Source organism: Tardiphaga sp. 768_D3_N2_1 (assembly GCF_052076105.1).
Lineage (GTDB): Bacteria > Pseudomonadota > Alphaproteobacteria > Rhizobiales > Xanthobacteraceae > Tardiphaga.
In genome coordinates, this window is sequence record NZ_CP197245.1 from 2,393,757 (window position 1) to 2,410,340 (window position 16,584).

The following is a 16,584-nucleotide window of genomic DNA, read 5'->3' on the forward strand; positions in this document are numbered from 1 at the left end:
TCGCCTACTGCGCGCCGACGACGCCCGCCGCCTTGATGATCGGCGTCCACTTGTCGATTTCTGACTTGAGATGTGCCGCCAGCGCTTCAGGCTGTGCGCGCTCCGGCGAGACCGGCTGCACGCCGAGCCCGGCAAGCCGGCTCTTCACCGTCTCGTCCTTCAGCGCCACGTTCAACGCCGCAACGAGTTTGTCGATCACAGGCTTCGGCGTGCCCTTCGGTGCGAACAGGCCGTACCAGACGGTGTAGGTGAAATTCGGCAGGCCGGCTTCCGCCGTGGTCGGCAGCTTCGGCAGCGCGGGAGCCCGCTCGGTGCTTGTGACGGCGTAGCCCTTGATCGTGCCGCCATCGACATTGCCGACAACGTTGACGATCTGATCGCACATGACGTCGACCTGCCCGCTCATCATGTCGTTCATCGCCGGGCCCGCGCCGCGATAGGCGATCTGGGTCGGCTGTGCGCCAATCGCGGACGCGAGCAGCAGGCCACACAGATGCGCCGCCGAACCGATACCGGCATGTGCGTAATTCACCTTCTCCCTGTTCGCCTTCATATAAGCGATCAGCTCTTCCAGATTGGCAGCCGGAAGATCCTTGCGCGCCACGAACACCGAGGGCAGATCGACGACGAGACCAATCGGCTCGTAGTCCTTGATCGGATCGTATTTGAGCTTGGGATACAGCGCCGGATTGGTCGCGTGGCTGATATGGATCAGCAGCAGATTGTAGCCATCCGGCGGCGACGCGGCGACCTTGGCGCTGCCGATGGAGCCGCCAGCGCCGGTCGTGTTCTCGACAATGACCTGCTGCTTCAGCGGGCCGCTCATGCCCTGCGCCAGCAGCCGCGCAATGGTGTCGCCGGGGCCGCCTGCCGAGTAGGGCATATTCATGGTGATGGTGCGGGTCGGATAATCCTGCGCCAGGCCCGGGCCGGCCAGCAATGCACCGGCGAGCACGAATGCGGTCGTCAAAATGTTCTTCGTCATCGAAATCCTCCCCTGTTGTGTCTGTTGTTTCAGCGTCCGCTCATGCCCAGCGCGCGATCCACCATCGGACCGCACAGGCCGAGATAGTTGGCCGGGTCGCAGTGACGACGGATGGCCTCCTTGCCACCAAGCGCTTCGGTGATTTCCGGAACCTCAGCGAGGATATCCGCAAGCTGTCCGCCGCCTTCGATGGCCTTGCGGCAGGCGTCGTAGACGACGTCATGCGCATGCTGACGGCCGAGTTTCGGCGCGGCTGCCATCATCACCGCTTCGGCGACGATGAGGCCGCGTGTCAGAGCCAGATTCTCCAGCATGCGCTTCTCGTGAACCACGAGTCCGGCCAGCATGAATTTGGCATTTGCCAGCGACGAGGCGGTGAGCAGGAAGCTCTCCGGCAACGACACCCATTCGAGGTGCCACGGTCCCGTTGCACGTTCCAGGTCGTGGATCATGCCGTCGAGCATAGTCGCGACGTGCTGGCGCACCGCCTTGGCAGCGGCGAGAATCAGTTCGCTTGAAATCGCGTTACGCTTTTGCGGCATCGTCGATGACGCCCCGCGACCGGGCACGAAAGGCTCAGACACTTCGCCGAATTCGGACGATGACAACAGCATCACGTCGGTGGCGATCTTGCCGAGCGTACCGGTGATCAGGCCGAGCAGCGTGACCGCTTCAGCGATGCCGTCACGGGCGACATGCCAGGTGATCGACGGTTGATGCAGACCGAGTTCTTCGCAAAACAGTTTTTGCATTTCCAGGCCACCCTCGCCTACCGACGCGAGCGTACCTGCGGCACCGGAGAACTCGCCGAGCAGAATGCGAGGCAGTGCCTGATCGACGCGCTCGATGTGGCGGTCAATGGAGGACAGCCAGACGGCCGCTTTGTAGCCGAAGGTCACCGGCAGAGCTTGCTGCAGATGGGTGCGCCCGGCCATCGGCGTGTCACGATATTTGCGGGCCATCGCGCTCAGGATGTCGCGGACCTCGCGCAGGTCGCGTGCGACGATCTGCAGCGCGGCGCGGATCTGCAGGACATTGGCGGTGTCCATGATGTCCTGGGTGGTCGCGCCCCAATGGACGTAGCGGCCCGCCTCTCCGGCAGCCTCGGACAGTTGATGGACCAGCGGCAGGATCGGGTAACCGACGATCTCGGTCTCGTGGCGGAGCTTGTCGAAATCAATCCGGATCGATTTGGCGGCAGCCTCGATGGCTTGGGCCGCATCCTTCGGCACGACGCCGAGCCGCGCTTGTGCCCGGGCCAGCGCGACTTCGGCCTCGATGTAGCGGCCGACCAAGGCTTCGTCGGTGAAGACAGCCCGCATCTCTGAGGTGCCGAACATGTCCCGAAACAAGACCGAATCGAAAACCGTGCTGCCCATAACGCTTCCTCTTTATATGTTCGTACATATTAAATTGTCCGAACATAAACCACATGTCAATCTCCTTCCTTGACGAGGTGGGCGCCAATCAGGCTTCCATCTTGCGATCAGGGACTTAGGGGGCGAGGGACGACGGTGGAAAAGCGTTACGCGTTCGTGGCCCGGGCACTTGCCGAGGCCATCGCTGACGGACGGCATCCGGTCGGGTCCGTGCTGCCGACAGAGTTCGAGCTGGCGGACCAGTTCGCCGTGAGCCGATCAACCGTGCGCGCGGCAATGCAGGAGCTTCAGGCGTCCGGCCTTGTCAGCCGGAAGCGCAATGCCGGAACCCGCGTCGAAGCGGCCTCTCCCGCCAAAGGCGGCGATGGCTTTACGCAGGCACTCAATACGATCGAAGCGGTGCAGCAGTTCGGCACCGAGACCGAACGACACGTGCAGCGCGTTGCGGATGTCGTTGCCGACAGCGCGCTTGCGGAGCAACTCGGCTGCCGGCCCGGGCGGCGCTGGCTGTGCATTTCAAGTCTGCGCATGATCCCGGGCGACATTACGCAGACGCCGATCTGCTGGACAGACGTGTATATCGACGGTGCCTTCGCCGACGAAGTGCGCACCAGGATGGGCGGGCATCACGAGATCTTCGGCACGCTCGTCGAAAAGATCTCCGGACGACGGTTCGTCGAGATTCGTCAGGACATCTCTGCTGTAGGCGTTTCGAAGACGATGGCGGAGCCGCTGAAGACAACGGCTGGCACGCATGCGCTGTCCATTAGGCGGCAGTATCTGTTCGCGTCAAACGAACTGGCTGAAGTCTCGCTCAGCATTCATCCAGCGGATCGGTATCGATATTCGACGCGGCTGCTAAGGCGGGAACGCGTGCAGGAGTAAGGTGGGAGAAGGCAGCGAAGTTACGTTACGGCCGACGAAGCCATGTAATGAATTGCTCGACGTCGGCCCGGTCGTATCCAAGCAATTCGCCAATCATGCGTTCCAGATCGGGCCGCCGGCCCGGCAGCAAGGTGAGATAGAGCCTTTGCACCATGAGCATCGCCGGAATGCGCCACGCCTCTTGGGCGTCGGCATAGAGAACGTAACGCGTGGACAGTTCTCTGCCGTTTGGAAGCGTATACTGCTCGATCTTCTCCGCTTTGACGAAGCGCCCATTCGCCACAAACTCATCGAAGCGAGGGTCGGGATAGTCCGTGTATCTTTCGCTGCCTTCGAACACAAACATGCTGAGATGCTTCTGCCCGGCGATCATCAGATCGAATTCGCGTCCTTCATGAGGTCCCACACCAGACGGCGCTTCTTCCGACATCACGCTACCTGATCATCTTAGGCCCGGGATCGGGCACGGCCACGTCGATCACACGCATCTGCACGCGCTCGGCGCCCTGCCAGCGATCAACAGTCAGCGAGCCCGCCACATGGACAGGCTGACCGCGCAGCTCCTGCAACGCGTTGCCAAGTTTCTGCCCCACTGAACGGAACGCGATTCCGTTGACCATCGCGCCGTCACTCGCCTTGAAGCGCAGCCGCAGATGCGCCTGCCCGACTTCATCGACATAAGCGAGCTGATGCGCCGGCAGCGCAATCACCGGCTCGGGATTGGCCTGCCCGAACGGGCCGGCGCGATTGAGCGTGTTTACAAGATCCGTCGTCACGCCGCGCGCAGTAACAGCCCCGTCGATGAACAGCTCCTTCTCGTTGCGCGACTTGCCGACGTCAGCGGCCAGCGCGCTTTCGATATAGGCGCGGAATTCACCGAGACGTTCCTTGCGCAACGTCACGCCCGCGGCCATTGCATGACCGCCGCCTTTCATCAGCAATCCATCGGCGACGGCCTGCCGCACGGCCTTGCCGAGATCAACGCCGGAGATCGAGCGGCCAGACCCCGTGCCGATGCCGCCGGGCTCCAGCGCAATCGCAAAAGCCGGCCGCGCGAATTTCTCCTTGAGACGTGAAGCCACCAGCCCGACGACGCCGGGATGCCAGCCCTCGGAGGCAGTCACGATGACGGATCCCTTGTCCTCGAGCCCCAATGACGCCAGCGCCTCGGCCTCGGCCTGCGCTTCCGCTGCCTGCTCGATGGCACGCCGTTCGATATTCAATCGATCGAGTTCGGCAGCGATCTTCGCAGCTTCGGAGATATCGCCTTCGAGCAGCAGCCGCACGCCCAAGTCGGCGCGTCCGATACGGCCGCCAGCATTGATGCGCGGTCCCAGCATGAAACCGAGATGCCATGCTTCCGGCGGACCGTTCAAACGCGCCACATCCATCAGCGCGGTGTGCCCGACGTGATCGCGGCGGCGCAATGCGATGAGACCCTTTGCAACGAAGGCGCGGTTCAGGCCGATCAGCGGCGCGACATCGGCAACAGTGCCGAGTGCCACGTGATGCAGCATGCCGAGCAGATCCGGCTCCGGCATCCCGGCCGTCCAGAAGCCACGCTTGCGCAATTCGCGATTGACGGCGACCAGCGTGATCAGCGCGAGGCCCACGGCGGCGAGATGGCCTAGACCGGAAATATCATCGAGCCGGTTCGGATTCACCACGGCATCGACGTCTGGCAATTCCTCGCCGGTCTGATGGTGATCGATGACGACCACGGACATCCCGAGCTTCTTTGCCTCGGCCAGTGGTTCGAAACTCGTCGTGCCGCAATCGACAGTCACGAGCAATGTCGCGCCCTTCCCGGCCAGCATCTTGATGGCATCCACATTGGGGCCGTAGCCCTCGAAAATGCGATCGGGAATGTGGATCTGCGGGTCGAGCCCGCAATGTCTGAGATGCCAGGCCAGCAGCGCCGACGATGTGGCACCATCGACATCATAGTCGCCGAAGATCGCCACTTTCTCCCGGCGCTGCGCGGCATCCGCGATGCGCTTCGCCGCCGCTTCCATCTGCGTGATGGTGAACGGGTCCGGCATCAGCTTGCGGATGGTCGGATCGAGAAAATCCTCGACCGCGTCGAGCTCGATATTGCGGCCGGCAATGACGCGCGCCAGCATTTCCGGCAATTGGAAACGCTGCACCATAGCCAGCGCCCGCGCCGCCCCGCGCTGATCCACCCGGTCGCGCCAGATCCGCCCGGTGGCGGATTCGGTAACGCCAAGAAAGGCCTGCTGGGATTCGACGGGAATGATGGTCGGTGGCGTCATGGGATCAGCAATAGGCCGCGCAGCCGCTTTCGGCAAATCCCGGGCCGTCAGCAGCCCATCCGCTTCGCCAGATCGTTGAAATCATCCGCCACCACGTCCCACGGGCCCTCGGCCTTGAAGTCACGGTTCTGGTGCGGGCCGTATTCGGTGATGCGCGGCACAAAGGCGGTCTTGAGGCCGAGTTTGTGCGCGGCGTCGAGATCGCTGTTATGGGCAGCGACCATCATGACTTCCGCAGGCTTCAGATTGAGCAGCGCGGCCGCGCCGAGATAGGCTTGCGGATCGGGCTTGTAGTGCTCGAACAATTCCGCGCTCATGATCAGGTCCCACGGCAGGCCCGCGAATTTCGCCATGTTGGTCAGCAGCGCGACATTGCCGTTCGACAACGGGCTGATGACGTATTTGGTCTTCAGACGCGTCAAACCGCTGACCGAGTCCGCCCACGGATGGAGCCGGTGCCAACCGAGCGTAATATGATGCAGATCGTTGTCCGAGAGCCCCTTGATGCCGAACTTGGCGACCAGCACATCGAGGGACTGCCGATGCAGCGTATCGAGCTTGACGAAGCCGCGCTCGGGATGATGACGCACCACGTCCATCGACGGCATGTAAGCCTGCCGCCAGGCGTCAATTAGCGCAGTCCAGTCTGCGGTAATGCCGCGCGCTTTGCCGAAGGCGGTACAGTCAGCAATCAGGCTGGAACGCCAGTCAACCACGGTGCCGAACACGTCGAACACCAGAGCCTTGACGTTATCGGTCTCGCTCATGGTCTCATCCCCATTTGTTTTCTTGGTTTTTGGTTCGAATAATCCGAGCGCGTGTTGGCGCGCTCGGATTGCCTTTAGTTAGAGTATCTTCCGGTACTGCATAAATCCGGAATTATCCGCGACCTGATCGTAGAGAATTCTGGCCTGCGCATTCTCGTTCTGGGTCAGCCAGTGCACGCGGCTGCAGCCATCGGCCTTGGCCTTTGCATAGACCGCTTCGATCAGAGCACGGCCGACGCCAAGCCCCCGCGCGCTGTTGTCGACGAATAAGTCCTGCAGGTAGCAGTAATTGCCCGGCGTCCAGGATGAGCGGTGATACAGGAACTGCACGATGCCAGTGAGCTTGCCATCCACATAGGCGCCCAGCAGGAACATCTGCTCGTTTGCGTCATGGAAACGCTTCCATGCCGTGTCCGTCGCGACCTGTGGCAGCGTCGTCTTGTAAAAGGTTAGATAGCCCTGCCACAGCGGCTCCCAGGCGGCCCGTTCATCGGGACCGACCGGGCGGATCTCAACATTCGCCTTCGCCATGTGACCGAACTCAATCCAGATGGAATTTCTCGAGCTGGCGATGCTCGCCCTTGATGATGCGCACGGTCCCGGTCACCGAACGCATCACGATGGTCTCGGTCTCGATGACGTCGCCGCGGAACTTGACGCCTGACAGCAAGGCGCCATCGGTGACACCAGTGGCGGCAAACAGGCAGTCGCCCTTCGCCATGTCCTCGATGCCATAGATCATCTTGGGATCGGTGACGCCCATCTTCGCCGCACGCTCGCGCTTCTCTTCGGTGTCGAGGATCAGGCGAGTCTGCATCTGGCCGCCGATGCAGCGCAGTGCTGCTGCCGCCAGCACACCTTCCGGCGCTCCACCAATGCCAAGATAGATGTCGATGCCAGATTTAGCGGGATCAGTGGTGTGGATGACGCCGGCGACGTCGCCGTCGGGAATGAGACGCAGCGCCGCCCCGGTCGAGCGGATCGCTGCAATCAATGCTTCGTGCCGCGGCCGTTCGAGCACCAGGGCGGTGATCTCCGACACCGGCACGCCCTTGGCCTTTGCGAGGCGCTTGATGTTTTCCTCGGGCGACGCATCGATATTGATTACGTTCTTGTCGTAACCGGGGCCGATCGCGATCTTGTCCATATAGACGTCGGGCGCGTGCAGCAGCGTGCCGCCATCGGCCATCGCCATGGTAGCAATCGAGCCCGGCATGTCCTTGGCGCACAGCGTCGTGCCTTCCAGCGGGTCGACGGCAATGTCGACCTTCGGGCCGGCATTGATGCCGACCTTCTCGCCGATATAAAGCATCGGGGCTTCGTCGCGCTCGCCCTCGCCGATCACGATGGTTCCGTCGATCGGCATCTTGTTGAGTTCGCGGCGCATCGCATCGACCGCTGCCTGATCGGCCGCCTTCTCCTGCCCATGACCACGCAGCCGCGCAGCCGACACCGCCGCGCGCTCGGTCACGCGAACGATCTCCAGCGTCAGAATGCGCTCGAGCAGTTGCTGCGGCGGGACGGTAATATGGGTCGACATCGGCTGGCTCCTTCTACGGCGGGTCTGACGACCCCTAGGGATCGATGATCCCATACAACTCTCAACGCGTGGATTTAGTTCTTCTCGATCCTGATAACCTGCGGCTTGCCCGATATCACCTTGTCGCTCTGCACGGCCTGGAGGGCGCGGCGCATCGCGTCTTCAGTGGTCGCATAGGTGATCAGAATAACAGGCACAGGTGACGATTTCGCACTCTTACCGACCGGCTCGATGCCGCCATTGGGATGGCGCTGCACGATCGACTCTAGCGAAATCTTCTGCTCGGCCAGGCGCGTCGCGATGCGGGCAGCTGTGCCGGCGAGATCGCGTGCCATCAGGCGGATATAATAACCACCTTCATGGCGTTCCATCGGCGCCTTGGTGGTGGTCTTGAGCTTCTCAACCGGCCGGCCGAACGGCAACGTGCGCACATGACGTGCGACGTCGGCGATATCGGCGAGAACAGCAGACGCCGTCGCAGCACCACCGGCGCCGGGACCGACCAGTGTGATCGGCGCGATACCGGCACCGTCGACGGTCACGGCGTTGGTGACGCCCATGACCTGGGCAATGGAGGAAGACAGCGGCACCATTGTTGGATGCACGCGCTGTTCGATGCCAGTTGCGGTGCGCATGGCAACGCCCAGCAGCTTCACGCGATAGCCAAGCTCTGCAGCAGCGCGCAGATCTTCAGCCGCGATCGACGAGATGCCCTCGACCGACACCGCGCTTTGCGCGACCTTGGTGCCGAATGCGAGGCTGGCGAGAATGGCCAGCTTTTGTGCGGTATCGTGACCGTCGACGTCGAAGGACGGCTCGGCCTCGGCGTAGCCAAGCCGCTGCGCGTCCTTGAGGCATTCCTCGAAAGACAAGCCCTCCAGCTCCATCCGGGACAAGATGTAGTTGCAGGTGCCGTTGAGAATACCGTAGACGCGATTGATATCGGTGCCAGACAGACCCTCACGGATCGTCTTGATGATCGGAATCGCGCCAGCGACGGCAGCCTCGTAGTTGAGCGCGCCGCCGTGCTTCTCGGCCGATGCCGCGAGCTTCAGACCATGCTTGGCGATCAGTGCCTTGTTCGCGGTGACGACCGACTTGCCGGCGCCTAGCGCCGCCTCGATCGACGACAGCGCGGGATCGCCTACGCCACCCATCAATTCGACGAAGCACTCGACGTCCGGATGCTGCGCAACCGCCAGCGGATCCTTCATCCAGTCGATGCCGCGCAGATCGACACCGCGCTTCTTGGTCTTGGAGCGCGCGGTGACAGCAACCACCTTGACGCCACGACCGCAGCGCGCGGCCAAAATCGAGTTCTGCTGTTCGATGAGACGGACGACTTCGGCACCAACGGTGCCGAGTCCCGCGATACCCACTTTGAGGGGTGCGACCATTAAGCTTCAGACCTGTCGGAATTCTTGTTGAGCGATGACCGGTCCGAAAACCGGTTGCCGGTTTTCGGGATCACGCCTATCGCCGGTTGGCGAGAGGAACCACGTTGTGCAACGTTTCGAGACCGCTTTCAAGGAAGCGGCGCACACCACGGGCAGCCTGGCGAATGCGCTGTTCGTTCTCGACGATGGCGATGCGGACATAGCCCTCGCCGTGTTCGCCGAAACCGACGCCGGGCGATACCACCACGCCGGACTTTTCAACCAGAAGCGTTGCAAACTGCATGGAGCCGATCTCGCGGAATTTCTCCGGCAGCGGCGTCCAGGCGAACATCGAGGCTTCCGGCACCGGGATATCCCAACCGGCGCGCCCGAAGCTCTCAATCAGCGTGTCGCGGCGCTTGCGATAGGTGTCGCGCATCTCCTTGATGCAGTCATCCGGACCGTTCAGCGCCGCGGTTGCCGCGACCTGCACGGGCGTGAACGCACCGTAGTCGAGATACGACTTCACGCGGGTCAGCGCCGAGACGATGCGCTCGTTTCCGACCGCAAAGCCCATGCGCCAGCCGGCCATGGAATAGGTCTTGGACATCGAGGTGAACTCGACGGTGACGTCGACCGCGCCAGGCACCTGCAGCACCGAGGGCGGCGGGTTCTTGTCGTTGAAATAGATCTCGGCATAAGCGAGGTCCGAGAGAATGTAGATCTCGTGCTTCTTCGCAAAAGCCACGAGGTCCTTGTAGAAGTCGAGGCTGGCGACCTTGGCCGTCGGGTTCGACGGATAGCAGACCACCAGCGCGATCGGCTTGGGGATCGAATGCTGAATGGCGCGCTCCACCGCGGGGAAGAAATCCGGAGTCGGATCCGATGGCACCGAGCGGATCACGCCGCCCGCCATCAGAAAGCCGAAGGCATGGATCGGATAGCTCGGATTGGGCACCAGCACGACATCGCCCGGCGCCGTGATCGCCTGGGCAACATTGGCAAAGCCTTCCTTGGAGCCCAGCGTGGCGACGATCTGGGTGTCCGGATTCAGCTTCACGCCGAAACGACGGGCGTAATAGCCAGCCTGCGCCTTGCGAAGACCGGGAATGCCCTTGGAGGACGAGTAGCCATCGGTGCGCGGCTTGCCGAGGGTCTCCTTGAGCTTTTCAAGGACGTGCGGCGGGGTCGGCAGGTCCGGATTGCCCATGCCCATGTCGATGATATCGGCGCCCGAATTGCGCGCGGCGGCCTTGGCCCGGTTGATCTGTTCGAACACATAGGGCGGCAGACGGCGAATTCGGTAAAAGTCTTCCATGGGATCGGGCTCCAGAACCGCTTCAGCGTGCGGTTGAATCGTTTCTTTTTATCACGGAAGCCCGCTGACACCAGTCACGACAGGCAGTTTTGACTATTTGGCCGCCGGTTTGGCCGGCAGGACAACGGCCTGGCGGTCGCGGGCCGCAGTCAGCTCGGCCTGCATCTTGGCCTGATCCGCCGGCGCCATGGCGGTACCTTCGCGGGTGGTCGGCAGATCGTGAACCGGCAGATAGGTGCCGACCTCGGCCGGACGCGCCGGAGCGCCCGCCGGAGTCCCCACCATGGGCATGTCGGCGATGGTCGAGGCACAGCCGCCCAAGGGTGAGCCGAGACCCAGCGCCAGCAGGGCAGCCACTGTCGCCACCCGCGCGCTGCGGCCATCGATCGCCCTGAATGTGCCTCTACGCGTCACGCCACAACCCTACATCGCATTAGAATCGATTTCATCCCCATCGCAGCGCACCATCCAGCCAATCTGGTCACAAACGATTAACGCCGGGAGAACAGGATACAGGCTTGGATCTTCAATATGACCGAAGCAAGACCCAAAACCGACGACATGACGCGGTGCAGCACATCGAATCCTGCGGCAATCCGCGAACTGTGCCATCATCGATGTGAGTGGTGACGTACCGTTGCCCGACTGGAATGAAGCTGTTGTTGCGCCATGACCGAAGTTGCCGCCGACGCCAAAGCTGCCGAGAACAAGACCGGGAACGACAAGACCTGGGGCGACAAGACCGACAAGCCGTTCAATCCTGAAGCTTTTGCGCTCAACATGGCCAAGGCGATGGAGAATGGCGGCAAGGCGCTGGCCGCCTATCTGCAGCCGCGCCAGACCGGCGAGACCGTCGACAAACCGCCGAGCGAGCTGACCGAACTGATCAAGACATTCAGCATCGTCGCCAATTACTGGCTGTCCGACGACAAGCGTGCCGCCGAATTGCAGATGAAACTCGGCAAGGCCTATCTCGACCTTTGGGGCTCGGCGATGCGCCGGATGGTCGGCGAAGCCGGCTCGCCCGCCATCGAGGCACCGCCGCGCGACAAGCGCTTCAGCGATCCCGAGTGGAAATCGAACCAGTTCTTCGACTTCGTCATGCAGGCCTATCTGCTGACCACGCAATGGGCCCACGACCTCGTCAAGAATGCCGAGGGGCTCGATGCACATACCCGCAAGAAGGCGGAGTTCTACGTCCAGCAGATCACCAATGCGATGGCGCCGTCGAACTTCGTGCTGACCAATCCGGAAGTGCTACGCGAGACGGTGATGTCGAATGGCAGCAACCTGATGCGCGGCATGACCATGCTGGCTGAAGACATCGAAGCCGGCAAAGGCTCGCTGCGCATTCGCCAGTCCGATCCAAAGAATCTCGAAGTCGGCGTCAACATGGCGACGACGCCGGGCAAGGTGATTTTTCAGAATGAGGTGATGCAGCTGATCCAGTATCAGCCGGCAACCGAGAACGTGCTGCGCACACCGCTCCTGATCGTGCCGCCCTGGATCAATAAGTTCTACATCCTCGATCTCAAGCCCGAGAAATCCTTCATCAAGTGGTGCGTCGATCAGGGCATCTCGGTGTTCGTGATCTCCTGGGTCAATCCCGACAAGCGGCTCGGCAACAAGACCTTCGACGATTACATGAAGGAAGGTCCACTGACGGCAATGGACGTCATCGAGCAGGTCACCGGGGAGATGACGGTCCACACGATCGGCTATTGCGTCGGCGGCACCCTGCTCGCCTCGACGCTGGCCTGGCTGGCCGAAAAGCGCCGCGTCCGCGTAGCATCGGCAACGTTCCTGGCCGCGCAGGTCGACTTCACCCATGCCGGCGACCTCATGGTGTTCGTCGATGAGGATCAGATCTCGGCGCTGGAAAAGGACATGCAGGCGGCGGGTGTACTGGAAGGCAGCAAGATGGCCATGGCCTTCAACATGCTGCGCTCCAACGACCTGATCTGGTCCTACGTGGTCAACAACTACCTCAAGGGCAAGCCGCCTTCGGCCTTCGATCTGCTGCACTGGAATTCGGATGCGACGCGGATGCCGGCGGCGAACCACTCGTTCTATCTGCGCAACTGCTATCTCGAGAACAAGCTCTCGACCGGCAACATGATCCTCGACAACACCCGGCTTGATCTCTCCAAGGTCAAGGTGCCTGTCTACAATCTCGCCACCCGCGAGGATCACATCGCGCCGGCGCAGTCGGTGCTGTACGGCTCGCAGTTCTTCGGCGGCCCGGTGAAATATGTGCTGTCCGGCTCCGGCCACATCGCCGGCGTGGTCAATCCACCAGCTTCCGGCAAGTACCAGTACTGGACCAACGACAACGCCCACGCCACCAATCTCGCCGACTGGATGAAGACCGCGCAGGAACATGCTGGCTCGTGGTGGCCGAACTGGCGTGAATGGCTCGCCGGCATCGATGGCGAAGAGGTTCCGGCCCGTCAGGTCGGCACCGAGGCTTTCCCCCCACTGGAAGATGCCCCGGGCAGTTACGTGCGGGTGCGGGCATAACGACTCGCCTGCTCCGCACTTGCTTGGCGTTGTCACAGCAAACGTCTATGGTTTCAGCCAACGCGCATCGCATACCGCTTGCGGCGCGCGTGTTTTGCATGACCATCTCCGCGTTTTCTGCGGAAATTTCGCCTGAAAGGACATCCGGATGACGCGCGAATTGTTCTGGCTGACGCTGACCGTGATTCTCACCGGCCTGCTCTGGGTGCCCTATATGGTGAACCGCATCATGGTCCGCGGTCTCACCGGCGTCATGGCCAATCCGACGCGCACCGACAGACCGCAGGCCGAATGGGCCAACCGGCTGATGTTTGCCCATGACAATGCGGTCGAGAACCTCATCATCTTCGCGCCGCTCGTGCTGATCCTCAATGCCGCCGACGTCTCGACCCCGACCACCGTACTCGCTTGCGCGGTGTATTTCTGGTCGCGCGTCGTACATCTGATCGTCTATACGCTCGGCCTGCCGATTTTCCGTACGCTGGCCTTCCTGGTGGGCTTCATCGCTCAGGCGGTGCTCGCCGTCGCGATCCTGCGTATTCCGGTCTGAGGCCGGATACGCTAGTCCAGCGCAATGAGTCACCCCGCGCCAGACCTGCAAACGATCGTCACCGAAATCGCTGACGAGATGGCGCAGCGGACCGACCGCGGCGAGGTTGCGAGCTATATTCCGGAGCTCGCCGGCATCGATCCCAACAAGTTCGGACTCGTGGTGGTCGATGCCGATGGCCAGGTAGCGACCGGCGGCGATGCCGATGAGCCGTTCTCGATCCAGAGTATCTCGAAGGTCTTCACGCTGACCTTGGCGCTCGGCATGGTCGGTGACCGGCTGTGGAAACATGTCGGCCGCGAACCGTCGGGCAATCCGTTCAACTCCATCGTCCAGCTCGAACGCGAGCGCGGCGTGCCGCGCAATCCCTTCATCAATGCCGGCGCCATCGCCGTCACCGATGTCATCCTGTCCGGCCACCAGCCGCGCGAGGCAATCGGCGAAATCCTGCGCTTCATGCAGTTTCTGGCTGGCGACGACACCATCGTGATCGACGAGGCGGTGGCGGCCTCCGAGAAACGCACGGGCTTTCGCAACACCGCGCTGGCCAATTACATGAAGTCGTTCGGCGTCGTCCAGAATCCCGTCGACTTCACGCTCGGCGTCTATTTCCATCACTGTGCCATCGCGATGTCGTGCCGGCAGCTGGCGATGGCGACGCGCTACCTCGCCTATTCGGGCCGCAATCCGTCGACCGGGCTCTCGGTAGTGTCGTCGGAGCGCGCGCGCCGCATCAACGCGCTGATGCTGACCTGCGGGCACTATGACGGCTCCGGCGAATTCGCTTATCGCGTCGGCCTGCCCGGCAAGAGCGGTGTCGGCGGCGGCATTATCGCGGTGGCGCCGGGCAAGGCGTCGATCGCCGTCTGGGCGCCCGGCCTCGACCATCATGGCAATTCGCATCTCGGTCGCATCGCCCTCGAAGAGCTCACCAAACGGCTCGGCTGGTCGATCTTCGGGACCTGACGTCACCCCGGTATCCGTTCATGAAAAAGGGCTGAAACATTGCTGTTTCAACCCTTGATCGTCGTCGATGAACCGCGCCCGCGGCGGTGAACCTTGCTTCCGGCCAGGCACCGTCAATGTTCACGGGTCCGCTTGGCTTCCTGGATGGCCGCTTCGTGGTACCAGCTGTCATGGTCGGCCACGGTTTTCACGGTCGAGGCACGCAGGTCCATTGGCTTGCTGAGCCGTCCCCGCGGACCGACCGATGCACGACCACCAACCGGGAATTGGTAGATTTTAGCGGTATGGGGGTGATGCGTTTGAGACGTTGGCATCGCTTCTCTTCCTTCCTCTGATCTGATTTTTCCTTTCGGATCATCATTGTAACAGAGACGCCCTTCTTTTGTGCCGACTGCCTCGTAAGAAGCATGCAAATGGCTACAATATGCGCACTCGCTGGACGTGCGCCTTGGGCGCGCAGGTTTTGAGGCCGCCTACGCGGCGTCTGACCTGTCATTTGAGCGTCTGAAAGGCAGAAAAGTTCCCGTCAAAAATCGCCTGCAAGGGAATTGAGCAGCCGGTATTTTCGCGCGCGGCCGAATTCCTCTGAAAAATTCGCGAATCCGGACCGATTCCCGACCTCCAACACCCTCTTCCGGCAGCGAATGGCAGCCCGGTTGGGGACGCGCCGAAGTTTTCGTCACAAAAGCGTTGCACCGCGACAAGTTGGCATACTACGTGCTTTATATGCAGCGCCGCTGGCGGGCGGATCATGCATCCGCGCGCCAGCAAGCTCAGGGTTCACGCCCTACGCATCGCCAACTCATGAGAGACCCGCATGACAAAGTATAAGCTCGAGTATATTTGGCTCGACGGTTACACGCCGGTTCCGAACCTGCGTGGCAAGACGCAGATCAAGGAATTCGATTCTTTCCCGACACTCGAGCAGCTCCCGCTGTGGGGCTTCGACGGTTCGTCGACCATGCAGGCCGAAGGCCACAGCTCCGATTGCGTGCTGAAGCCGGTTGCGATCTATCCGGACGCGGCCCGTGAGAACGGCGCTCTGGTGATGTGCGAAGTCATGATGCCGGATGGCGTCACCCCGCACTCCACCAACAAGCGCGCCACCATTCTCGACGATGCCGGCGCCTGGTTCGGTTTCGAACAGGAATACTTCTTCTACGAGAACGGCCGTCCGCTCGGCTTCCCCGAGGCTGGCTATCCGGCTCCGCAGGGTCCGTACTACACCGGCGTCGGCTTCAAGAATGTCGGCTCGATCGCCCGCGAGATCGTCGAAGAACATCTCGACCTCTGCCTCGAAGCTGGCATCAACCACGAAGGCATCAACGCCGAAGTGGCGAAGGGCCAGTGGGAATTCCAGATCTTCGGCAAGGGCTCCAAGAAGGCCGCTGACGAAATGTGGATCGCGCGTTACCTGCTGCTCCGTCTGACGGAAAAGTATGGCATCGACATCGAATTCCACTGCAAGCCGCTCGGCGACACCGACTGGAACGGCTCGGGCATGCACGCCAACTTCTCGACCGAATATATGCGTACGGTCGGCGGCAAGGCTTACTTCGAAGCCCTGATGGCCCAGTTCGACAAGAACCTGATGGACCACATCAACGTCTACGGTCCGGACAACGACAAGCGCCTGACCGGCAAGCACGAAACCGCTCCGTGGAACAAGTTCTCCTACGGTATCGCGGATCGTGGCGCGTCGATCCGCGTCCCGCACTCCTTCATCAAGAACGACTACAAGGGCTATCTGGAAGACCGTCGTCCGAACTCCCAGGGCGACCCCTACCAGATCGCTTCGCAGATCCTGAAGACGATCTCGGAAGTTCCGACCGCAAAGTCGGCAGCCGCGTAAGTCGCTCCCTAAATTAGAATGACGAACGGCCCGAACGAAAGTTCGGGCCGTTTTGTTTGACCTCTGCGTCCTTTCGCCGCCTTAGAGGATTGGACAAGAGATCGGCAGGATCGGTCTAATACCGGGCGCGCACCTACCCCAATACTTGTCCGCCGTCGCGACATTCGCGACGC

Annotated in this window: 16 protein-coding genes; 5 read left to right on the top strand and 11 right to left on the bottom strand. The window is 61.8% G+C overall.

The features are described 5' to 3' along the window. Positions 1-4: 4 nt before the first annotated feature. Positions 5-991 carry a Bug family tripartite tricarboxylate transporter substrate binding protein gene (locus tag AB8A27_RS11120; protein WP_441244885.1) on the bottom strand — a complete coding sequence of 329 codons (987 nt, stop codon included), beginning with the start codon at positions 989-991 and terminating at the stop codon, positions 5-7. A 23-nt stretch (positions 992-1,014) separates the two neighbouring features. After that, entirely contained in the window at positions 1,015-2,364 is a 1,350-nt protein-coding gene (locus tag AB8A27_RS11125) for a class-II fumarase/aspartase family protein (RefSeq protein WP_441241944.1), read from the bottom strand. 135 nt (positions 2,365-2,499) lie between these two features. Between AB8A27_RS11125 and AB8A27_RS11130 the strand changes: the two genes are divergently transcribed. Then, complete coding sequence (locus AB8A27_RS11130; protein WP_441241945.1) at positions 2,500-3,249, top strand: GntR family transcriptional regulator; 750 nt, start codon at positions 2,500-2,502, stop codon at positions 3,247-3,249. Positions 3,250-3,274: 25 nt separating this feature from the next. Here the strand turns inward: AB8A27_RS11130 and AB8A27_RS11135 are convergent, their stop codons facing one another. From AB8A27_RS11135 to AB8A27_RS11170, 8 genes are all read right to left on the bottom strand, one after another. Next, on the bottom strand, positions 3,275-3,682 hold the full coding sequence (locus tag AB8A27_RS11135) for a hypothetical protein (protein WP_441241946.1): 408 nt from the start codon (positions 3,680-3,682) through the stop codon (positions 3,275-3,277). A 1-nt stretch (position 3,683) separates the two neighbouring features. After that, on the bottom strand, positions 3,684-5,522 hold the full coding sequence (gene recJ, locus AB8A27_RS11140) for a single-stranded-DNA-specific exonuclease RecJ (protein ID WP_441241947.1): 1,839 nt from the start codon (positions 5,520-5,522) through the stop codon (positions 3,684-3,686). A 47-nt stretch (positions 5,523-5,569) separates the two neighbouring features. Next, entirely contained in the window at positions 5,570-6,289 is a 720-nt protein-coding gene (locus tag AB8A27_RS11145; RefSeq protein WP_441241948.1) for a haloacid dehalogenase type II, read from the bottom strand. A gap of 78 nt (positions 6,290-6,367) precedes the next feature. Next, entirely contained in the window at positions 6,368-6,820 is a 453-nt protein-coding gene (locus AB8A27_RS11150) for an N-acetyltransferase family protein (protein ID WP_441241949.1), read from the bottom strand. Between the two features lie 10 nt (positions 6,821-6,830). Then, positions 6,831-7,829, bottom strand: a complete 999-nt coding sequence (gene glpX, locus AB8A27_RS11155; protein WP_092143353.1) for a class II fructose-bisphosphatase — start codon at positions 7,827-7,829, stop codon at positions 6,831-6,833. A 74-nt stretch (positions 7,830-7,903) separates the two neighbouring features. Then, a complete protein-coding gene (locus tag AB8A27_RS11160; RefSeq protein ID WP_441241950.1) occupies positions 7,904-9,226 on the bottom strand; it encodes a homoserine dehydrogenase in 1,323 nt (440 codons plus the stop codon). Between the two features lie 76 nt (positions 9,227-9,302). Next, positions 9,303-10,523, bottom strand: a complete 1,221-nt coding sequence (locus tag AB8A27_RS11165; protein ID WP_441241951.1) for an LL-diaminopimelate aminotransferase — start codon at positions 10,521-10,523, stop codon at positions 9,303-9,305. A 93-nt stretch (positions 10,524-10,616) separates the two neighbouring features. Beyond that, positions 10,617-10,937, bottom strand: coding sequence for a hypothetical protein (locus AB8A27_RS11170; RefSeq protein ID WP_441241952.1), 321 nt, complete (start codon positions 10,935-10,937; stop codon positions 10,617-10,619). 366 nt (positions 10,938-11,303) lie between these two features. Here AB8A27_RS11170 and AB8A27_RS11175 point away from each other — a divergent pair, with 366 nt between their 5' ends. From AB8A27_RS11175 to AB8A27_RS11185, 3 genes are all read left to right on the top strand, one after another. After that, positions 11,304-13,043, top strand: coding sequence for a PHA/PHB synthase family protein (locus AB8A27_RS11175; RefSeq protein WP_441244886.1), 1,740 nt, complete (start codon positions 11,304-11,306; stop codon positions 13,041-13,043). Positions 13,044-13,191: 148 nt separating this feature from the next. Further along, on the top strand, positions 13,192-13,593 hold the full coding sequence (locus tag AB8A27_RS11180) for an MAPEG family protein (RefSeq protein ID WP_441241953.1): 402 nt from the start codon (positions 13,192-13,194) through the stop codon (positions 13,591-13,593). A 24-nt stretch (positions 13,594-13,617) separates the two neighbouring features. Then, a complete protein-coding gene (locus AB8A27_RS11185) occupies positions 13,618-14,559 on the top strand; it encodes a glutaminase (RefSeq protein ID WP_441241954.1) in 942 nt (313 codons plus the stop codon). A 113-nt stretch (positions 14,560-14,672) separates the two neighbouring features. Here AB8A27_RS11185 and AB8A27_RS11190 read toward each other — a convergent pair whose 3' ends face one another. After that, positions 14,673-14,873 (bottom strand): DUF2735 domain-containing protein, encoded by a 201-nt coding sequence (locus AB8A27_RS11190; RefSeq protein ID WP_092143370.1) that lies wholly within the window; start codon positions 14,871-14,873, stop codon positions 14,673-14,675. A 503-nt stretch (positions 14,874-15,376) separates the two neighbouring features. Between AB8A27_RS11190 and AB8A27_RS11195 the strand changes: the two genes are divergently transcribed. Then, positions 15,377-16,411, top strand: a complete 1,035-nt coding sequence (locus AB8A27_RS11195) for a glutamine synthetase beta-grasp domain-containing protein (protein ID WP_092143373.1) — start codon at positions 15,377-15,379, stop codon at positions 16,409-16,411. The last annotated feature ends 173 nt before the right edge of the window (positions 16,412-16,584 follow it).

Bases quoted from the DNA above. Each gene is read 5' to 3' on its own strand.
- AB8A27_RS11125 (WP_441241944.1), bottom strand. From the start codon at position 2,364: ATGGGCAGCACGGTTTTCGATTCGGTCTTGTTTCGGGACATGTTCGGC.
- recJ (WP_441241947.1), bottom strand. From the start codon at position 5,522: ATGACGCCACCGACCATCATTCCCGTCGAATCCCAGCAGGCCTTTCTT.
- AB8A27_RS11145 (WP_441241948.1), bottom strand. From the start codon at position 6,289: ATGAGCGAGACCGATAACGTCAAGGCTCTGGTGTTCGACGTGTTCGGC.
- AB8A27_RS11150 (WP_441241949.1), bottom strand. From the start codon at position 6,820: ATGGCGAAGGCGAATGTTGAGATCCGCCCGGTCGGTCCCGATGAACGG.
- glpX (WP_092143353.1), bottom strand. From the start codon at position 7,829: ATGTCGACCCATATTACCGTCCCGCCGCAGCAACTGCTCGAGCGCATT.
- AB8A27_RS11160 (WP_441241950.1), bottom strand. From the start codon at position 9,226: ATGGTCGCACCCCTCAAAGTGGGTATCGCGGGACTCGGCACCGTTGGT.
- AB8A27_RS11165 (WP_441241951.1), bottom strand. From the start codon at position 10,523: ATGGAAGACTTTTACCGAATTCGCCGTCTGCCGCCCTATGTGTTCGAA.
- AB8A27_RS11175 (WP_441244886.1), top strand. From the start codon at position 11,304: ATGGCCAAGGCGATGGAGAATGGCGGCAAGGCGCTGGCCGCCTATCTG.
- AB8A27_RS11180 (WP_441241953.1), top strand. From the start codon at position 13,192: ATGACGCGCGAATTGTTCTGGCTGACGCTGACCGTGATTCTCACCGGC.
- AB8A27_RS11185 (WP_441241954.1), top strand. From the start codon at position 13,618: ATGAGTCACCCCGCGCCAGACCTGCAAACGATCGTCACCGAAATCGCT.
- AB8A27_RS11190 (WP_092143370.1), bottom strand. From the start codon at position 14,873: ATGCCAACGTCTCAAACGCATCACCCCCATACCGCTAAAATCTACCAA.
- AB8A27_RS11195 (WP_092143373.1), top strand. From the start codon at position 15,377: ATGACAAAGTATAAGCTCGAGTATATTTGGCTCGACGGTTACACGCCG.